Source organism: Sedimentitalea arenosa (assembly GCF_016428585.1).
Taxonomy (GTDB): domain Bacteria; phylum Pseudomonadota; class Alphaproteobacteria; order Rhodobacterales; family Rhodobacteraceae; genus Sedimentitalea; species Sedimentitalea arenosa.
In genome coordinates this window covers 137,993-152,369 of record NZ_JAELVR010000010.1, presented here as the reverse complement: position 1 = coordinate 152,369, position 14,377 = coordinate 137,993, and the positions used below count along the sequence as shown (strand labels likewise).

16 protein-coding genes are annotated in these 14,377 nt (G+C 64.4%); 4 read left to right on the top strand and 12 right to left on the bottom strand.

The window, feature by feature from the left end; translation table 11 throughout:
- Positions 1–204: 204 nt before the first annotated feature.
- The 9 genes from pnp to rbfA form a co-directional block, all read right to left on the bottom strand.
- Entirely contained in the window at positions 205–2,337 is a 2,133-nt protein-coding gene (gene pnp, locus JF290_RS15075; RefSeq protein ID WP_199025717.1) for a polyribonucleotide nucleotidyltransferase, read from the bottom strand.
- A gap of 174 nt (positions 2,338–2,511) precedes the next feature.
- Complete coding sequence (locus tag JF290_RS15070) at positions 2,512–3,192, bottom strand: Crp/Fnr family transcriptional regulator (protein ID WP_199025716.1); 681 nt, start codon at positions 3,190–3,192, stop codon at positions 2,512–2,514.
- A gap of 228 nt (positions 3,193–3,420) precedes the next feature.
- Positions 3,421–3,690, bottom strand: coding sequence for a 30S ribosomal protein S15 (gene rpsO, locus JF290_RS15065; protein ID WP_199025715.1), 270 nt, complete (start codon positions 3,688–3,690; stop codon positions 3,421–3,423).
- 182 nt (positions 3,691–3,872) lie between these two features.
- Entirely contained in the window at positions 3,873–4,865 is a 993-nt protein-coding gene (locus JF290_RS15060) for a calcium-binding protein (RefSeq protein ID WP_199025714.1), read from the bottom strand.
- Between the two features lie 85 nt (positions 4,866–4,950).
- Complete coding sequence (locus JF290_RS15055) at positions 4,951–5,472, bottom strand: DUF1643 domain-containing protein (RefSeq protein ID WP_199025713.1); 522 nt, start codon at positions 5,470–5,472, stop codon at positions 4,951–4,953.
- Between the two features lie 43 nt (positions 5,473–5,515).
- Positions 5,516–6,271 carry a hypothetical protein gene (locus tag JF290_RS15050; RefSeq protein ID WP_199025712.1) on the bottom strand — a complete coding sequence of 252 codons (756 nt, stop codon included), beginning with the start codon at positions 6,269–6,271 and terminating at the stop codon, positions 5,516–5,518.
- A 52-nt stretch (positions 6,272–6,323) separates the two neighbouring features.
- The gene (gene truB, locus JF290_RS15045; protein WP_199025711.1) at positions 6,324–7,235 is read right to left on the bottom strand and encodes a tRNA pseudouridine(55) synthase TruB; all 912 of its coding nucleotides are present in this window, start codon (positions 7,233–7,235) and stop codon (positions 6,324–6,326) included.
- A 68-nt stretch (positions 7,236–7,303) separates the two neighbouring features.
- On the bottom strand, positions 7,304–8,041 hold the full coding sequence (locus tag JF290_RS15040; protein WP_199025710.1) for a phosphodiester glycosidase family protein: 738 nt from the start codon (positions 8,039–8,041) through the stop codon (positions 7,304–7,306).
- On the bottom strand, positions 8,038–8,433 hold the full coding sequence (gene rbfA / locus JF290_RS15035; protein WP_199025709.1) for a 30S ribosome-binding factor RbfA: 396 nt from the start codon (positions 8,431–8,433) through the stop codon (positions 8,038–8,040). The genes JF290_RS15040 and rbfA overlap by 4 nt, the downstream gene beginning before the upstream one ends.
- Positions 8,434–8,518: 85 nt before the next feature.
- Here rbfA and dapB point away from each other — a divergent pair, with 85 nt between their 5' ends.
- Positions 8,519–9,328: a 4-hydroxy-tetrahydrodipicolinate reductase gene (dapB, locus tag JF290_RS15030; RefSeq protein WP_199025708.1), complete on the top strand. Its 810-nt coding sequence runs from the start codon at positions 8,519–8,521 to the stop codon at positions 9,326–9,328.
- A gap of 119 nt (positions 9,329–9,447) precedes the next feature.
- The gene (locus tag JF290_RS15025) at positions 9,448–9,828 is read left to right on the top strand and encodes a dihydrodipicolinate reductase (RefSeq protein ID WP_227363612.1); all 381 of its coding nucleotides are present in this window, start codon (positions 9,448–9,450) and stop codon (positions 9,826–9,828) included.
- 66 nt (positions 9,829–9,894) lie between these two features.
- Here the strand turns inward: JF290_RS15025 and JF290_RS15020 are convergent, their stop codons facing one another.
- The 3 genes from JF290_RS15020 to JF290_RS15010 all read right to left on the bottom strand — a co-directional run bounded on the left by JF290_RS15020 (position 9,895) and on the right by JF290_RS15010 (position 11,165).
- The gene (locus tag JF290_RS15020) at positions 9,895–10,485 is read right to left on the bottom strand and encodes a hypothetical protein (protein WP_199025707.1); all 591 of its coding nucleotides are present in this window, start codon (positions 10,483–10,485) and stop codon (positions 9,895–9,897) included.
- Between the two features lie 80 nt (positions 10,486–10,565).
- Positions 10,566–10,850 carry a hypothetical protein gene (locus JF290_RS15015; protein ID WP_199025706.1) on the bottom strand — a complete coding sequence of 95 codons (285 nt, stop codon included), beginning with the start codon at positions 10,848–10,850 and terminating at the stop codon, positions 10,566–10,568.
- A gap of 132 nt (positions 10,851–10,982) precedes the next feature.
- Positions 10,983–11,165, bottom strand: coding sequence for a DUF1674 domain-containing protein (locus JF290_RS15010; RefSeq protein ID WP_199025705.1), 183 nt, complete (start codon positions 11,163–11,165; stop codon positions 10,983–10,985).
- An 88-nt stretch (positions 11,166–11,253) separates the two neighbouring features.
- Between JF290_RS15010 and JF290_RS15005 the strand changes: the two genes are divergently transcribed.
- Entirely contained in the window at positions 11,254–12,519 is a 1,266-nt protein-coding gene (locus JF290_RS15005; RefSeq protein ID WP_199025704.1) for an RsmB/NOP family class I SAM-dependent RNA methyltransferase, read from the top strand.
- 78 nt (positions 12,520–12,597) lie between these two features.
- Positions 12,598–14,340 (top strand): heparinase II/III family protein, encoded by a 1,743-nt coding sequence (locus tag JF290_RS15000; protein ID WP_199025703.1) that lies wholly within the window; start codon positions 12,598–12,600, stop codon positions 14,338–14,340.
- The last annotated feature ends 37 nt before the right edge of the window (positions 14,341–14,377 follow it).

Genomic DNA, 14,377 nt, shown 5'->3' with positions numbered 1-14,377 from the left:
TATCGGGACCGACCGAAGCCCGGCGATGGCCGTGATGCCGTTCTGACGCAAAACTCTCAACACGCCGGAGCCGATGGTGCCGCTTGCGCCTGTCACAAGAACGCGTTGGGTCATTGGGTCCCTTCCAACAGAATAATTCGACATGAAAAAGCCCCGGCAAACATGCCGGGGCTTTCTCTAACACGAAACGGAAAAAGTGTCGGATTACTCCGCCGCTTCTTCCTTCTTGATTTCTTCGCCAGTCTCCTGGTCGACGACCTTCATCGACAGGCGCACCTTGCCGCGATCATCAAAGCCCAGAAGCTTGACCTTCACTTCCTGACCTTCCTTCAGCACATCCGACGGATGGTTCAGGCGGCGGTTCTCGATCTGGGACACGTGCACCAGGCCGTCGCGCTTGCCGAAGAAGTTCACGAAGGCGCCGAAATCGACGATCTTCACGACCTTGCCGGTATAGACCTTGCCCTCTTCCGGCTCTGCCACGATCGAATAGATCATGTCATAGGCCTTCTGGATGGCTTCGGCGTTGGGCGATGCGATCTTGATGATCCCGTCGTCGTTGATGTCGACCTTGGCACCGCTGACTTCGACGATCTCGCGGATCACCTTGCCACCCGACCCGATCACTTCGCGGATCTTGTCGGTCGGAACCTGCATCGTCTCGATGCGCGGCGCGTGGATCGAGAAGTCCGCAGCACCGGACAGCGCCTTGTTCATCTCGCCCAGGATGTGCAGACGACCGGCCTTGGCCTGCTCCAGGGCCTTCTCCATGATCTCGGGCGTGATACCTGCGACCTTGATGTCCATCTGCAGCGAGGTGATGCCGTTCTCGGTGCCCGCGACCTTGAAGTCCATGTCGCCGAGGTGGTCCTCGTCGCCCAGGATGTCGGACAGGATCGCATAGGAGCCGTCCTCTTCGAGGATCAAGCCCATGGCGACACCGGCCACCGGGGCCTTGAGCGGCACGCCCGCATCCATCATCGACAGCGAGCCGCCGCAAACCGACGCCATCGAGGACGAGCCGTTGGACTCGGTGATCTCGCTGACGACGCGGATGGTATAGGGGAAATCCGTCGCTGCCGGCAGAACCGCCTGCAACGCACGCCAGGCCAGCTTGCCGTGGCCGACTTCACGCCGTCCCGGAGGGCCGACACGTCCGACTTCGCCGACCGAGTAGGGCGGGAAGTTGTAGTGCAGCAGGAAGTTGGATTTGAAGTTACCGTGCAGCGCGTCTATGAACTGCTCGTCATCGCCCGTCCCCAGCGTGGTCACGACCAGCCCCTGGGTTTCGCCGCGTGTGAACAGGGCCGAGCCGTGGGTACGCGGCAGGAAACCTGTTTCAGCGGTGATCGCCCGAATCTCGTCGGTCTTGCGCCCGTCGATCCGCTTGCCGGTCTTGACCACGTCGCCCCGCAGGATCGACGCTTCCAGCTTCTTGAGCGCCGAGCCGAGGTTGGCGTTTTCCTGCTGCTCTTCGCTCAGCGCAGCGAGAATGGTCTCGCGTGCGGCGGCGACAGCAGCCGTGCGCTCCTGCTTGTCGGCGATGGCGAAAGCGGCGCGCATCTCGGATTCGCCTGCGGCCTTCACCGCGTCAAAGAGCTCCGAATAATCCTCGGGCTGGAAGTCGAACGGCTCTTTCGCCGCGTCCTCGGCCAGGGCGATGATCAGGTCGATCACCGGCTGGATCTGCTCGTGCGCAAACTTCACCGCACCCAGCATTTCGGCTTCGGACAGCTCATAGGCTTCGGATTCGACCATCATGACCGCGTCCTTGGTGCCGGCCACGACCAGGTCCAGGCGCTGCTCCGGGTTCAGGCGCAGATCCTGCATGTCGTCCACGGTCGGGTTCAGCACGTAGTCGCCGTCCTCGAATCCGACGCGGCAGCCTGCGATCGGGCCCATGAACGGCGCGCCCGACAAGGTCAGCGCGGCGCTTGCGGCGATCATCGCCACCATGTCCGGGTCGTTGACCAGATCATGCGACAGCACGGTGCACATCACCAGCACTTCGTTCTTGAAGCCGGGGACAAACAGCGGGCGGATCGGACGGTCGATCAGCCGTGCGGTCAGGGTTTCCTTTTCGGTCGGGCGCGCTTCGCGCTTGAAGAAACCGCCCGGCACCTTGCCGGCGGCATAGTATTTTTCCTGGTAATGCACCGTGAGCGGGAAGAAATCCTGCCCCGGCTTTTGCTTGCGGGCGAAGGTCACGTTGGCCATGACACTCGTTTCACCCAGCGTGGCGATGACACTGCCATCGGCCTGACGGGCAACCTTGCCCGTTTCCAGTGTGAGCGTCTCTTCGCCCCACTGCATCGACTTCGTCGTTACGTTGAACATCTATCGTTTCCTGTATGCGGGCACTCCCGCCCCTGCGGGTCCCGCGTTTGCATGGCGGCCCCATTGCCGCCGACCCCAATCCTGTTCATGCGCCCGGGGTCGAAGGCGTCACGTCTCAGATGGGCGGGCCATACACGAGTTCGGTCTGGATTGAAAGGGTCGGCGGTCGCCGGGTCAGACGGCGACCATATCGCTCAGGCTGTCGTGCAGCTGCGCCGTATCGGCGATCCGAATCTGCCGGTTGTGGCTGCTGACGCCCAGCGATTTCAACCGGCCGAAGGCGCGCGACAGGCTCTCCGGGCGCATGCCCAGCTTCCCGGCCAGCACAACCTTGTCATAGGGCAGTTCAAGATCGGTTCGGTCGCCCTGGTGGACGCTCAGTTCTGCCAGGTATTGCAGCAGGCGCTGCGCCCCGGTGCGCGATTTCATCTGCTCGATGTCCTTGCGCATCGCCGCCATGTGCGCATCTGCCACCGAAAGCACCGCCGCGGTGATCTCGTGATGGGCGTTCTTGCAGCTGCAGACGGCCGACAGATCGATCTGCATCACGAGGGTATCGCTCAGCGCCTCTGCGGATGAAGGGCTGACGCCGCCGCGCAGGGCCTCGATCTCGTCAAAACTCTGCCCCTCGCTCAGGGTCGCCATGATCGCCTCGTTGCCGTCGGGCTGCACCCGGTAGAGCTTGACCCACCCGCTCTGCACGATCTTGACCGAGCGCGCGGGTTCGCCCTGAAGCGACAGCGTCGCTCCGCGATAGTACTTCCGAATGCGGGCACGCGAGACAACGCAGGCACGCACCTCGTCCGGCAGATGATCGAGAAGGCTCGGCGAGCGGGTGGCCGTTTGGGTATTCATTTCAATGTCCGGGTCAGAGTGTGTTCGCCCTGCCACCCTAGATTGAATCGTCTCACCGATATTTGATGCATATCAAAGTCAGAAAAATCCGTCAGCGCGCGGATCGAATCGGCGCCCCGGTGCGGTGCCGTGAAAACGCGAAACGCCCGCCGAGTGGCGGGCGTAGGAAACGGACAGAACCGTTCCGGTAGAGTATTCGAAACGCGCGAAGCGCCCGGTTGCCGCGATTCAGCGGCGCAGTCCCAGACGACCGATCAGGTCTTGGTAGCGGGCCTCGTCCTTGCCCTTTACATAGTCCAGCAGCTTGCGGCGCTGCGCGACCATCTTCAGAAGGCCACGGCGGCCGTGGTTGTCCTTCTTGTGGGTCTTGAAATGCTCGGTCAGGGTCGCGATGCGCGAGGACAGGATCGCAACCTGGACTTCCGGCGAACCGGTGTCGCCGTCCTTGGTGCCGAATTCCTTGATGACGCGTGCTTTTTCTTCTGCGGTGATCGACATCGGGGTCTCCTTTGAAAGGTTTGAAGTGGATGGCGCAGGCCGGGATGTCGTCCAGCACAGGCCCTTGGAGGTGTAACCTAGACGCCCCGCATATGGCTGCGAGTCGGTTCGGATGGGCGCGTATAGGCGCATTTCTGAAGAATGGCAAAGGGTTTCGGGCCCTTGGACTGGACCGAACCGCCTTAAGCGGCAAACAGGCCGAACTCCGCCCCACTGGCGCGATCGACCAGGATGACATCATCCGCCACCAACCCGCCCGCGCCACGCACCAACGCGATTTCCTGACCGTTGACCAGCACATGGCTCAGGCCCGGTGTGTCGGGGTCATCCACGATCTCGACCTCCGGATCTGGGTCGCCGACGAGATCGTGCAGGATGACGAGCGCATCCTCGGACCGGTCGAAATCCATGATTTCAGCCGCCTGTCCCTCGGCAATCCAGTCGCTCAGAACGATGGTATCGGCTCCGTCGCCCCCGGTTACCACGTCGCTGTCGCCCGCGAGAAGCATGTCATCGCCCTGACCGCCGTTGAGGAAATCCCGGTCCGCACCCGGTTCGGCGTCGTCCGATCCATCGACTCCCGTCAGCACGTCGTCACCCGCACCGCCAAAGAGCGTATCCGCGCCCGCACCGCCATCCAACCGGTCGTCACCCAACCCGCCATGGAGCGCGTCGTCGCCGTCCTCTCCGTGCAGGTCATCCGCGCCATCGCCGCCGAACAGCTCGTCATCGCCGGCCCCGCCCCGCAAGGTGTCGTCGCCGCCGTGGCCGAACAGCATGTCCTCGCCCAGGTCGCCGGTCAGCATATCAGCGCCGTCCTCGCCATGCAGGATGTCGTCGCCGGTGCCGCCGTTCAGCGTGTCGTCTCCGGCATCGCCCTTCAGCACGTCGTTTCCGTCTCCGCCATCCAGCCAGTCATCGGCGTCGTAGCCGTTCAGCTGGTCATCGCCTGCGCCACCGATCAGGTGGTCGTCTGCCTCGCTTCCGGAGATGATCGTGTTGTCATCCGCGTCCGAAAAATCCAGCAGAATTGTGGGCGCCTGACCCGCGTCGGGCAGCGCGTCCTCGGGCAGTTCGACGACGTCGTCCTCATCCTCGGCGCTGCCGCCGAAATCACCCGCTATGGCGAGCCCGCCGACCGCGAGCAGACCCAGAAGTCCGGCAAACAGAAACATGGAATCGCTCCGCACAAGAACAACAAAAGGCCCTGAATTAGCGCATGAAATCGGGCGGTTGGTCAAAGCCGAAGTGGAAACGCGGTTAAGCCGTTGTTACCTCGGGCCAAGGCTCGGGTTGGCGCGCGTAGGCGATGTAGAGCGGGTGCTTGGGGTGGCCATCCTTGCTCAGACCGAGGTGGAACAGGGCGTGTCCAGCTCCGCGCAGCAGTTTCTCGACCGACCGGCCGCGCGACAGGTGTGCACCGTGCGTGCCCCAGGCGGCGATGACGCGGTCCGCCCAGTCGGCCCCGGCGAGGATCGCGTCGTCGTTCTCCGGCCCGATCGGATCGGTGGCTGCGCGCATGGCGCGTGGGTCGGTGTCGCGCCAGGCGAAGATGTTGACCACCTGGAAGGCGCCAAATCCCAACGCTCGGGCGCGCCGCTCGCAGCGTTCGACCGTCGGGTCGTTCTGCACCTCGGTCGCGGTCGACGGGTTCAGCATCACGAACAGCGCCTTTGCCTCCGTCGGATCCCAGGTGCGCGTGAGACTGTAACGATACCGTTCGCAATCCGAGTAGATCGCAGTCGAGGGCGCATCGCCCTTTGTGTGTGTCCGGGTAATCATCGGGCGGAAAATGCCGAAATCGGCTATTGGGCACAAGACCCGGTCAGCCGCCCTCGGCCTTGACCAGCTTGGCGCGGCCCTTGGCGATCCAGTCCTGCGCATAGCGCGCTGGTCCACGAATGCCCTGATCGGGCGCATCGGGGCGGTCGAGCTGCACGTGCGGGTTGTCGCGCAACTTTTGCATCGCCGCATCGGCCCGGTCGAGCTGTGCGCGGCTCAGTTGCGGCAACGCCGTGTGCTTGATCGCCGCGATCAGCGTGTAGTGCACCGCGGAGGCCAGCGTCCAGACGGTGTGATACCGCAAGCCCTCCAACTTGGGGTCGGCGGCAATCCGGTCAACCGCCGTCACCAGCGCGTCGAAGGACGAGAAATCGCGCCGCGTGCGCAGGATTTCGGCAGCTGCATAGACCTCCTCTGGGTCGGCGCCCGGCTCCAACGCCTGCAGGACCGGGGACAGATCGTCGAGATTGCCGGCCACCGCCTTCAGGTGCTGGCGCACCGGTTCGAGCTCGCGCACCGGAGCATGCACGTCGAAGGCGCCGTAGAGCGTGTTCAGCCGGGCGTTCTCAGTCTCGAGCTCCTGCACGTGGCTTTCGGTTTCTTCCAACTTTTGTTCGATCTCGCGCAGCTGGATCTCGACATCGCCGATTTTCGCGCTGGACACGTAGTTGGGCAGGGACCTGAGACGGTCGGGGTTGCGGATCAGCCAGATCAGCAATGCGATCAGGATCACCGACCAGATCGGCAGGTAATCCAGCACCAGCTTGAGATAGTGATAGAACGCGTCGTCGTCCATCATGGTCCCCCGTCAGGTTTTGGTTACCATGCCCCATCGCATCGGAACAGGTGTCCTAACCCCTTTGGTTGAACACCCTGCTGGGGTGCAGCTCGCCCGACTTGTAGATTCCCACGGCCACCGCCTTGCCTCCGGACGAGGCCCAGCACTCGTCGCCGTATTCGACGTCGGAGGCCAGAACCATGCCGGGGTTTCCGTTGCGAAGGCGGGTTTCACCCTCGGGGGTGCAGCGTAGTTCGGGCAGATCGGCCAGCCCGGTTTCCAGCGGAAGAAGATGCGCGTCGAGCGCCTCGCTGCCGGCCATTTCCTCGATCTGCTCCATGCTGAGACCATCGACGGCTTCGAACGGCCCGGACCAGACCCGCCGCAGCGATACGACATGGCCGAAACATCCGAGCGCCCGGCCCAGGTCGCGGGCGATGCTGCGCACATAACCGCCCTTGCCGCAGGTCATCTCGAGCGTGACGTGATCTGCATCCGGGCGGTCCGTCATCACCAACTCCTCGACCCAGAGCGGACGCGCCGCCAGCTCGAGTGACTCTCCGTCGCGCGCCATCTTGTAGGCGCGCTGCCCATCGATCTTGACGGCCGAGAATTGCGGAGGAACCTGCTCGATATCGCCGACGAACTGGCCGAGCGCGGCCTTGATCTCTTCGTCCGTGGGGCGCGTGTCGCTTTCGGAGATCACTTCGCCCTCGGCATCGTCTGTGTTGGTCGCCTGGCCCAGCCGGACGGTAAAGGCATAGGCCTTCAGCGCATCGGTGACATAGGGAACGGTCTTGGTCGCTTCGCCAAGCGCGATCGCGAGAACGCCCGTCGCCTCGGGGTCGAGCGTGCCGGCATGACCCGCCTTCTGCGCATTCATCGCCCAGCGGACCTTGTTGACCACAGCGGTCGACGTCGGTCCGGCCGGCTTGTCCACGACCAGCCAGCCCGAAATGTCACGGCCCTTGCGTTTGCGTCCCATGTTGCCTCTTCGCCTGTCTGTGAAGCCGGCGAGTTAGCCGAGCGCGGTGGGGCTGTCAATTTATCGCGTCATTCGCGCCGGACAACGACGCCGACGATCGGCCCCAGCGAAAATCCCGGATCGTCGCGGCCAATTCCTGGTGCATAGAGTCGTGAGATGTTGCCGTCGAAATAGAGCGCGTTGGGCAATCCCAGCGCGTCCTTGAAGAAACTGCCGAACTCGTGGAACGTGACCCTGTTGTCGGAGATCACGAACACGGCGCGAGAGCCGTCGGCGGTCGTTCCGACCCCGTTTCGGACATAGCGTGACGTGCTGTCAGGCAGAAAGCGCGGGTGCAGTGCACCGTCGATCACCAGCATGGGGCCGGATTGGCTCGCATAGCTGCAAATCGGCCGCATTTCCAAGAACGTTTCGGTTTCGATGACTTCCGCCCAATCCTCGCGTACACAGAAGACGCCGTTCGGAACCAGACCGAAATTGCCCGGACCCGCCCCCGGAACGACGCGCATGATGACTTCGCCGTCTTCGACGTAGTGCCCCACCGGGGCGCGGTCCTCATGGTACATTCCAGCGTTCATCGCGAACCCGAGCGTCTGACCATGCGGGGCAAGCGCCTGATCCACGGCGCTGAACTGACCAAACGGAGTGCCGCTGTCGTCATAGAGGAACATGCGCAGATCATCCTGACCCATGTCGACTTCGCACACCGCATAGCTGTTGCCGGCATGGGACTGCTCACGACACTCCACGGCAGCGGCGCCTGAGGCGGCCAGGCCGAACAGCGCCAAAAACGCGGCTCGGATCATTCGTCCAGATCGCGACGCACCGCGTCCTGGTTCAGCATCCTGCGGGTGTCGTCCATTCGATCAAACGTCTCGTCGAGCTGAAACCGCAGGTCCGGCGCGAACTTCAGCGCCAGCTTGCGTGAAATGATGCGCCGCAATTCGCTCTTGTTGCGGGCCAGCAGCTTCAGGACCTCGTCCTTGCCCTCGCCACCCAGCGGCAGCACATAGGCGGTCGCAATCCGCAAATCCGGCGAAGTGCGGACTTCGCCGACGGTGATCGACAGCCGGTTGAGGTCCGGGTCATGCACGTCGCCGCGTGCCAGGACCTCGGAGAGCGATCGGCGAATCAATTCGCCCACCCTGAGTTGGCGTTGCGAGGGACCGGGACCGTCGTGAAATTTGTTCTTGCCCATGGCCCTGATCTAAGCCGAATGGCAGGCTTTGCCAAGCGGGACGCAAACGGGTAACGACAAGCCGGACGCGAGGGAGAAGAGCGACATGACACACTTGCCGGGTATCGTGGTGACAGGGGCTTCGGGGCGGATGGGCCGGATGCTGATCCGAACGATCGTCGAAAGCGACCGGGCGCAGCTGGTTGGTTGCGTCGAACGGCCGGGCCACGACTGGATCGGCCAGGATGTCGGGCTGGCCATGGGCGGCGCCGCGCTCGACGTGACCGCGACGGACGATCCGCTCGAAGCTTTCGCCCGCGCGCAGGCCGTGATCGACTTCACCGCGCCCGAGGCGACGCTGGAGTTCGCCACCCTTGCGGCACAGGCCAGACTAGTTCACGTGATCGGCACGACGGGCATGAGCGAAACGCAGATCGAGGCGCTGGCCCCGGCGGCGCGCCACGCCGTCATCGTTCGTGCCGGCAACATGAGCCTGGGCGTCAACCTGTTGACGCAGCTCACCAGGAAGGTGGCGGCGGCACTGGATCGGGAATTCGATATCGAGATCATCGAAGCCCATCACCGCCACAAGGTCGATGCCCCCTCGGGTACCGCCCTGATGCTGGGCGAAGCCGCAGCGGAGGGTCGCGGCGTCAACCTGGCCGATGTGGCGGATCGTGGTCGGGACGGGATCACCGGAGCGCGGAAGGAAGGCCATATCGGGTTCTCGGCGATCCGTGGCGGCGATATCGTCGGCGAGCATGACGTGCTGTTCGCTGCTCGGGGCGAGCGTATCGTGCTGCGCCATGTGGCCACCGATCGCGGAGTGTTCGCGCGCGGCGCGCTCACAGCGGCCCTTTGGGGGCAGGACAAGGCACCGGGCCAATACGACATGATCGACGTGCTCGGCCTCTAGCGCGGCCCGCGTGCGTCAGCGGAAGTACGCCCAAACACAAGAGGCGTCCCCGAAAGAGACTGATCCGATCCCGACTGCTCTGCGTATCGCATGTGCAAGTATCAAACGGGATTGGAACGATGACGCTCAAAACGCTCGCTACCGCGATGATTACCGCGCTCGTCGGTGCGTTTCTTGCTGCGCTGACCGCGACCAGTGCCAGCGCCGAATTCGCGAAAGTTTCCAACGAACGTGAATTCAAGGAGATCGTGTCAGGCAAGACACTGACGCGCCCCTTGGTTCGACTGGAGGTTTCGCCCGCCGGAAAGATCAGTGGCATCGGTGTGACCTGGGAAGTCACTGGCAACTGGAGCTGGCGCGACGGGTACTTCTGCCGAGACCTGTACTGGGGCGGCAGCGACCTCGGGTACAATTGCCAGGAGGTCACCGTGAATGACGGTCGGATCCGGTTTACGTCAGACCGAGGCACCGGTGACTACGCTGATTTCCGGCTGAAGTAAGACATATCACTCACGGACCGGTCAGGCGCGCTGAATCTGGCGCGCCTGACGGAGTCATTGCGCCGGTCAGGTCGAGCGCAGCAAAACCTTGGTCGATCCCACGGCATCCGCGATGCGGCTGTATTGCAGGGCCTTGCTCTCCGAGCTTTCGGCACTGCGCAACAACAGGGTCTGCGTGCTGTCGAGAATTGCTTCGGCCTGGGCGTTGACCTCGGGCAAGGCAGACGGCGTGACCGGAGTCAGCGGGCGTGTGGTGGTCACAGGCGTTTCCCCTGTGCTCGTCGCACGGCCGCGCGGCTGGGCAGTATCGCGATTTGTGCGGGCCAGTTCGGCGAGCTGGTCGGATGTATCCGACAGGATTTGCTTCACCTCGGCATAGTCGCTGTCCGACGGGATTTCGTCGGACACCTGACCGAGGCGCTCGGCGAGACAATCCACCTTGTAGGAGTCGTTGTCGATGCTGGCGCAAAATGCGCGCGCGGCGGCGATATTCGCGGTGACGACGGCGGTATAGTTGGACGAGCCGAATTCCCCCGCCGGAATGATGACCGTGTACAGCACGCCGGGCCCGGGCGCTTGCGCCAAGACAGGCAGGGCGGTCGTGGATATCATGGCCGACGCGGCCAAAACGCTCACACCTCGGGTTGTAATCTTCATTGAAATTCTCCTTGGGCTTTCAAATACCAAGGACCAGGACGACCCGCGTTGCCCGATCCGAAAGATGCAGTTAAGGTTAATCACAGTTTAACAGGATTCGAAAAACGAGCCATGGGCAAATTCATTACACTCTTGATGGCGGCTTCGCTGCTTGCAATTCCGGCAAGTGACGTTCGGGCACAGGTCGCGAACACGGCTGCGAACGAAGCCAGGATCAGGCTGGCATGTGGAACCGGGCGGGTCGTCAGTGCCGAAACGCTTGCGAACGGAACGATCCGCGTGACCTGCCAGCAATCGAGTCGCTTGCCGTCTGCACTCGGTGGCGCCGCGCTGTCGCCGGCGGCAGCGGCGGGAATATCGGTCATTTTCCTTTGTGTCGTCGCGTGTGGCGGTACGGATTCGGAAGGCACGACCACCTCGACCAGAAGCTTCGGCGGCGAATCCTGACGCGCGACCACCGGTTTTGAGCCACACTCCCCGGTCTGTTTGCCTGCCGATCAGAAGTCGATCGCAAGTCCCTTGCGTTCCCAGTCGCCATAGCGGACGGGTTCGGGGCCGTCGCGGCCTCCGAGCTCCTTCGGCAGTGGGGCGGCATCTTTTGCCGCCTTGCGCCGCTCCTCGGCTTCGGCGAGCGCCCGTTTCGCTGCGGGTGGCAGGTCACGTTGCGGTGTGTCGGTCATCGCGGGTTCCTTTATGCCTGTATCGTGATATACGCCGCCGCCCGGGACTGACAAGAGATCACGCGCCGATGGCAGCGGAGACAAACACATGGCCGATACCGCTCTGAACGCGCGCAAAAGCGCCATTCATCTGCTCGACCAGGTGCTTGGCGAGGGGCGTTTGATGTCCGAATGTCTGGCGGCCGGTGCGCTCGATCGCCTGCCGCCCGAGGACCGGGCCCGGGCGCAGCGCCTGGCACAGGAGACCCTGCGCGGTCTGGAGCGTGCCGATCGCCTGCTCCAGAAACATCTGCGCAAGAACCCGCCGCTGCACGTGCGCAATGCATTGCGTCTTGGCACGGTCGAACTGTGTACCGGTGGCGCTGCGCACGGAGTCGTCAACGCCATGGTGCAGATCGTAGGTGACCACCGGCGCCATGGTCAGCTCAAGGGAATGGTCAACGCTGTTCTGCGCAAGATCGCGGCGGATGGGCCCGCCGCCTGGGCGATCCTGCGGGTGCCGCGCTTGCCCAAATGGTTGCGCTCCCCGTTGATCGCCGCCTGGGGCGCCGAGGCCGTATCGGCTATGGAAACCGCGCAGTTCGCCGGTGCACCGCTCGATATCACACCGGGTCGTGGCGAGATGCCAGACATCCCCGGGGCGGTGGTCTTGCCGACAGGCACGGTGAGGCTGGCAAATCCCGGCCAGGTGACGGCTCTGCCCGGATATGACAGCGGCGCATGGTGGGTGCAGGACGCCGCCGCGGCGCTGCCGGCGCGCATCCTGAACGTGTCGGCGGGCATGCGGGTGTTCGACATGTGCGCCGCGCCGGGGGGCAAGACGCTGCAACTGGCCGCGCAAGGTGCGGAAGTGGTCGCGCTCGACATCTCGGCGAGCCGGATGGAGCGCGTACGGGAGAATCTCTCGCGAACCGGCCTCGCAGCCGAACTCCAGGTGGGCGACGCCCTGCAGCACCGGGGCGAGTATGACGCAATCCTGCTCGATGCGCCCTGTTCGGCCACAGGCACGATCCGCCGGCATCCCGATCTGCCGCATGCAAAGGATGGTGCCGAGTTCGGCACGCTGATTGCGCTTCAGGCACAGATGCTCGACCACGCCTGGTCCCTGCTGCGACCGGGAGGGCGGATGGTCTTTTGCACCTGTTCGATTCTGCCCGATGAAGGCGAGGTTCAGATCGAGGAAGCGCTGCAGCGGCATCCCGACATGACGGTCGATCCCGGCGCGCTTTCGCTGCCCGGTGTCGACCAGGCCTGGATCGGCAGCGAGGGTGGGCTGCGGTTGCGCCCGGACTACTGGCCTGAGCTTGGCGGGATGGACGGCTTCTTCATCGCCTGCCTTTCCAAGGCATCCTGATCCGTGTTTGCCCGGTGACTTGCGGCCGCGCACAGGCTAACATCAGCCCAGACGCCAAAGAGCGCAGAGGCGCAGAGCATGTCCCGTTCCGGAGCAATCGAAACCCGGCACACCCGTTTCCTGAACGCAGTTTACGCCCGCCTCGCCCGGCGGCAGGCGGCCGTCCGCGGGTTCGTCTCTCAACCCGAACCGCGCACGATCGGGAGCATCGCCCGGGGACGCCAGTTGATCGCGGGGAACTTTCTCTTTGCCGGTTACCTGATCGATTCCCCGAATGCGGCCCTTTGGGATCTGCCTGCGCCCAACCCCGCTTTCGACGCCGAACGGCATGGGTTCGGCTGGCTCGACGATCTCGCCGCAGTCGGAGACATGGCGGCGCGGGAGCGCGGGCAAGCCTGGCTCTGGGGCTGGATCGCGGCGCACGGAAACGGGCAGGGTCCGGGCTGGCGACCCGACCTGGTCGGACGGCGGCTGATCCGCTGGATCAACCACGCGATCTTCCTGCTGCGCGGACAGGACAGTGGGGCGAGCGACGCCTTCTTCCGCGCCCTGGCCCGCCAGACCTGGTTCCTGTCCAAGCGTTGGCCGGGCGCTGCGCCCGGACTGCGCCGTTTCGAGGCGCTGACCGGCCTGATCTATGCCGGCCTGTCGCTGGAAGGGACCGAGTCGCTCGCCGATCCGGCGGTGCGCGCGCTTGCACGGGAATGCGAACGCCAGATCGATGCGGAGGGCGGCTTGCCGACGCGCAACCCGGAAGAGTTGCTCGAGGTGTTCGCGCTGTTGAACTGGGCGGCTGATGCGTTGCATCACGCAGGACGCAGCGTCGCCCCGGCGCATGCCGCCGCGATCCGACGCATCGCGCCAACCCTGCGGACATTGCGCCATGCGGATGGCGGTTTGCCGCGGTTTCACGGCGGCGGGCGCGGTACGGAGGGACGGCTCGAAGCCGCGCTCGCTGCCAGCCATGTCAAGCCGCATCACTCGGACGGTCTGGCAATGGGCTTTGCCCGCCTATCGGCCCGCAGAACCAGCGTGATCGTGGATGCCGCCCCGCCTCCGACCGGCACAGCGTCGTTCAATGCCCATGCCTCGGCGCTGGCTTTCGAACTGACCTCCGGGCGCAGGCCGCTGATCGTCAATTGCGGGTCCGGGGCCAGCTTCGGGGCGGACTGGCGCCGCGCCGGTCGAGCCACCCCGTCGCATTCCACGCTCTGCCTCGCCGGCTATTCCAGCGCCCGACTGGCTGATCCCGACCGCGAAACGGGCCTCCAGGCGCTTGTGGACGGACCGCGCCATGTGCCGATCGAACTGACCGAAGGGGCCGACGGCATGCGGTTTCACGGCGGCCACGACGGCTATGCGCGCCATTTCGGCCTGACTCATGTCCGGGCGCTGGATCTGGGCATTGACGGACGACAACTGACGGGAGAGGACATGCTGCTGGCCATGGAGCCGGGAGAGAAGCGGCTGTTCGATCAGGCGATGGACCGTTCGCGGCTGGTCGGTCTCGACTTCGACATCCGTCTGCACGTACACCCGGAGGTCGATCTGACGCTGGACCTCGGCGGCGCGGCGGTGTCGATGGTGTTGCGCAGCGGCGAGATCTGGGTGTTCCGCCATGATGGCCAGTGCGGCCTCTCGCTTGCGCCCAGTGTCTATCTGGAACAGGGCCGGTTGAAGCCGCGCGCGACGACGCAGATCGTGCTGTCGGGGCGAGTCACGTCCTATGCCACGCGGCTTCGGTGGTCGCTGTCCAAGGCGCACGAGACCGACGATGCCGTGCGCGATCTGGCCCGCGACGAGGTCATGACAGCACGGTGATGCGGCGCCTGCGGTGCGCCAGCCGCACGCGCCGCCG

Coding starts and splice junctions, on each gene's coding strand:
- pnp (WP_199025717.1), bottom strand. CDS start 2,337: ATGTTCAACGTAACGACGAAGTCGATGCAGTGGGGCGAAGAGACGCTC.
- JF290_RS15070 (WP_199025716.1), bottom strand. CDS start 3,192: ATGAATACCCAAACGGCCACCCGCTCGCCGAGCCTTCTCGATCATCTG.
- rpsO (WP_199025715.1), bottom strand. CDS start 3,690: ATGTCGATCACCGCAGAAGAAAAAGCACGCGTCATCAAGGAATTCGGC.
- JF290_RS15060 (WP_199025714.1), bottom strand. CDS start 4,865: ATGTTTCTGTTTGCCGGACTTCTGGGTCTGCTCGCGGTCGGCGGGCTC.
- JF290_RS15055 (WP_199025713.1), bottom strand. CDS start 5,472: ATGATTACCCGGACACACACAAAGGGCGATGCGCCCTCGACTGCGATC.
- JF290_RS15050 (WP_199025712.1), bottom strand. CDS start 6,271: ATGATGGACGACGACGCGTTCTATCACTATCTCAAGCTGGTGCTGGAT.
- truB (WP_199025711.1), bottom strand. CDS start 7,235: ATGGGACGCAAACGCAAGGGCCGTGACATTTCGGGCTGGCTGGTCGTG.
- JF290_RS15040 (WP_199025710.1), bottom strand. CDS start 8,041: ATGATCCGAGCCGCGTTTTTGGCGCTGTTCGGCCTGGCCGCCTCAGGC.
- rbfA (WP_199025709.1), bottom strand. CDS start 8,433: ATGGGCAAGAACAAATTTCACGACGGTCCCGGTCCCTCGCAACGCCAA.
- dapB (WP_199025708.1), top strand. CDS start 8,519: ATGACACACTTGCCGGGTATCGTGGTGACAGGGGCTTCGGGGCGGATG.
- JF290_RS15025 (WP_227363612.1), top strand. CDS start 9,448: ATGACGCTCAAAACGCTCGCTACCGCGATGATTACCGCGCTCGTCGGT.
- JF290_RS15020 (WP_199025707.1), bottom strand. CDS start 10,485: ATGAAGATTACAACCCGAGGTGTGAGCGTTTTGGCCGCGTCGGCCATG.
- JF290_RS15015 (WP_199025706.1), bottom strand. CDS start 10,850: ATGACCGATATTCCCGCCGCTGCCGCCGGCGACAGCGCGGCGCCACCG.
- JF290_RS15010 (WP_199025705.1), bottom strand. CDS start 11,165: ATGACCGACACACCGCAACGTGACCTGCCACCCGCAGCGAAACGGGCG.
- JF290_RS15005 (WP_199025704.1), top strand. CDS start 11,254: ATGGCCGATACCGCTCTGAACGCGCGCAAAAGCGCCATTCATCTGCTC.
- JF290_RS15000 (WP_199025703.1), top strand. CDS start 12,598: ATGTCCCGTTCCGGAGCAATCGAAACCCGGCACACCCGTTTCCTGAAC.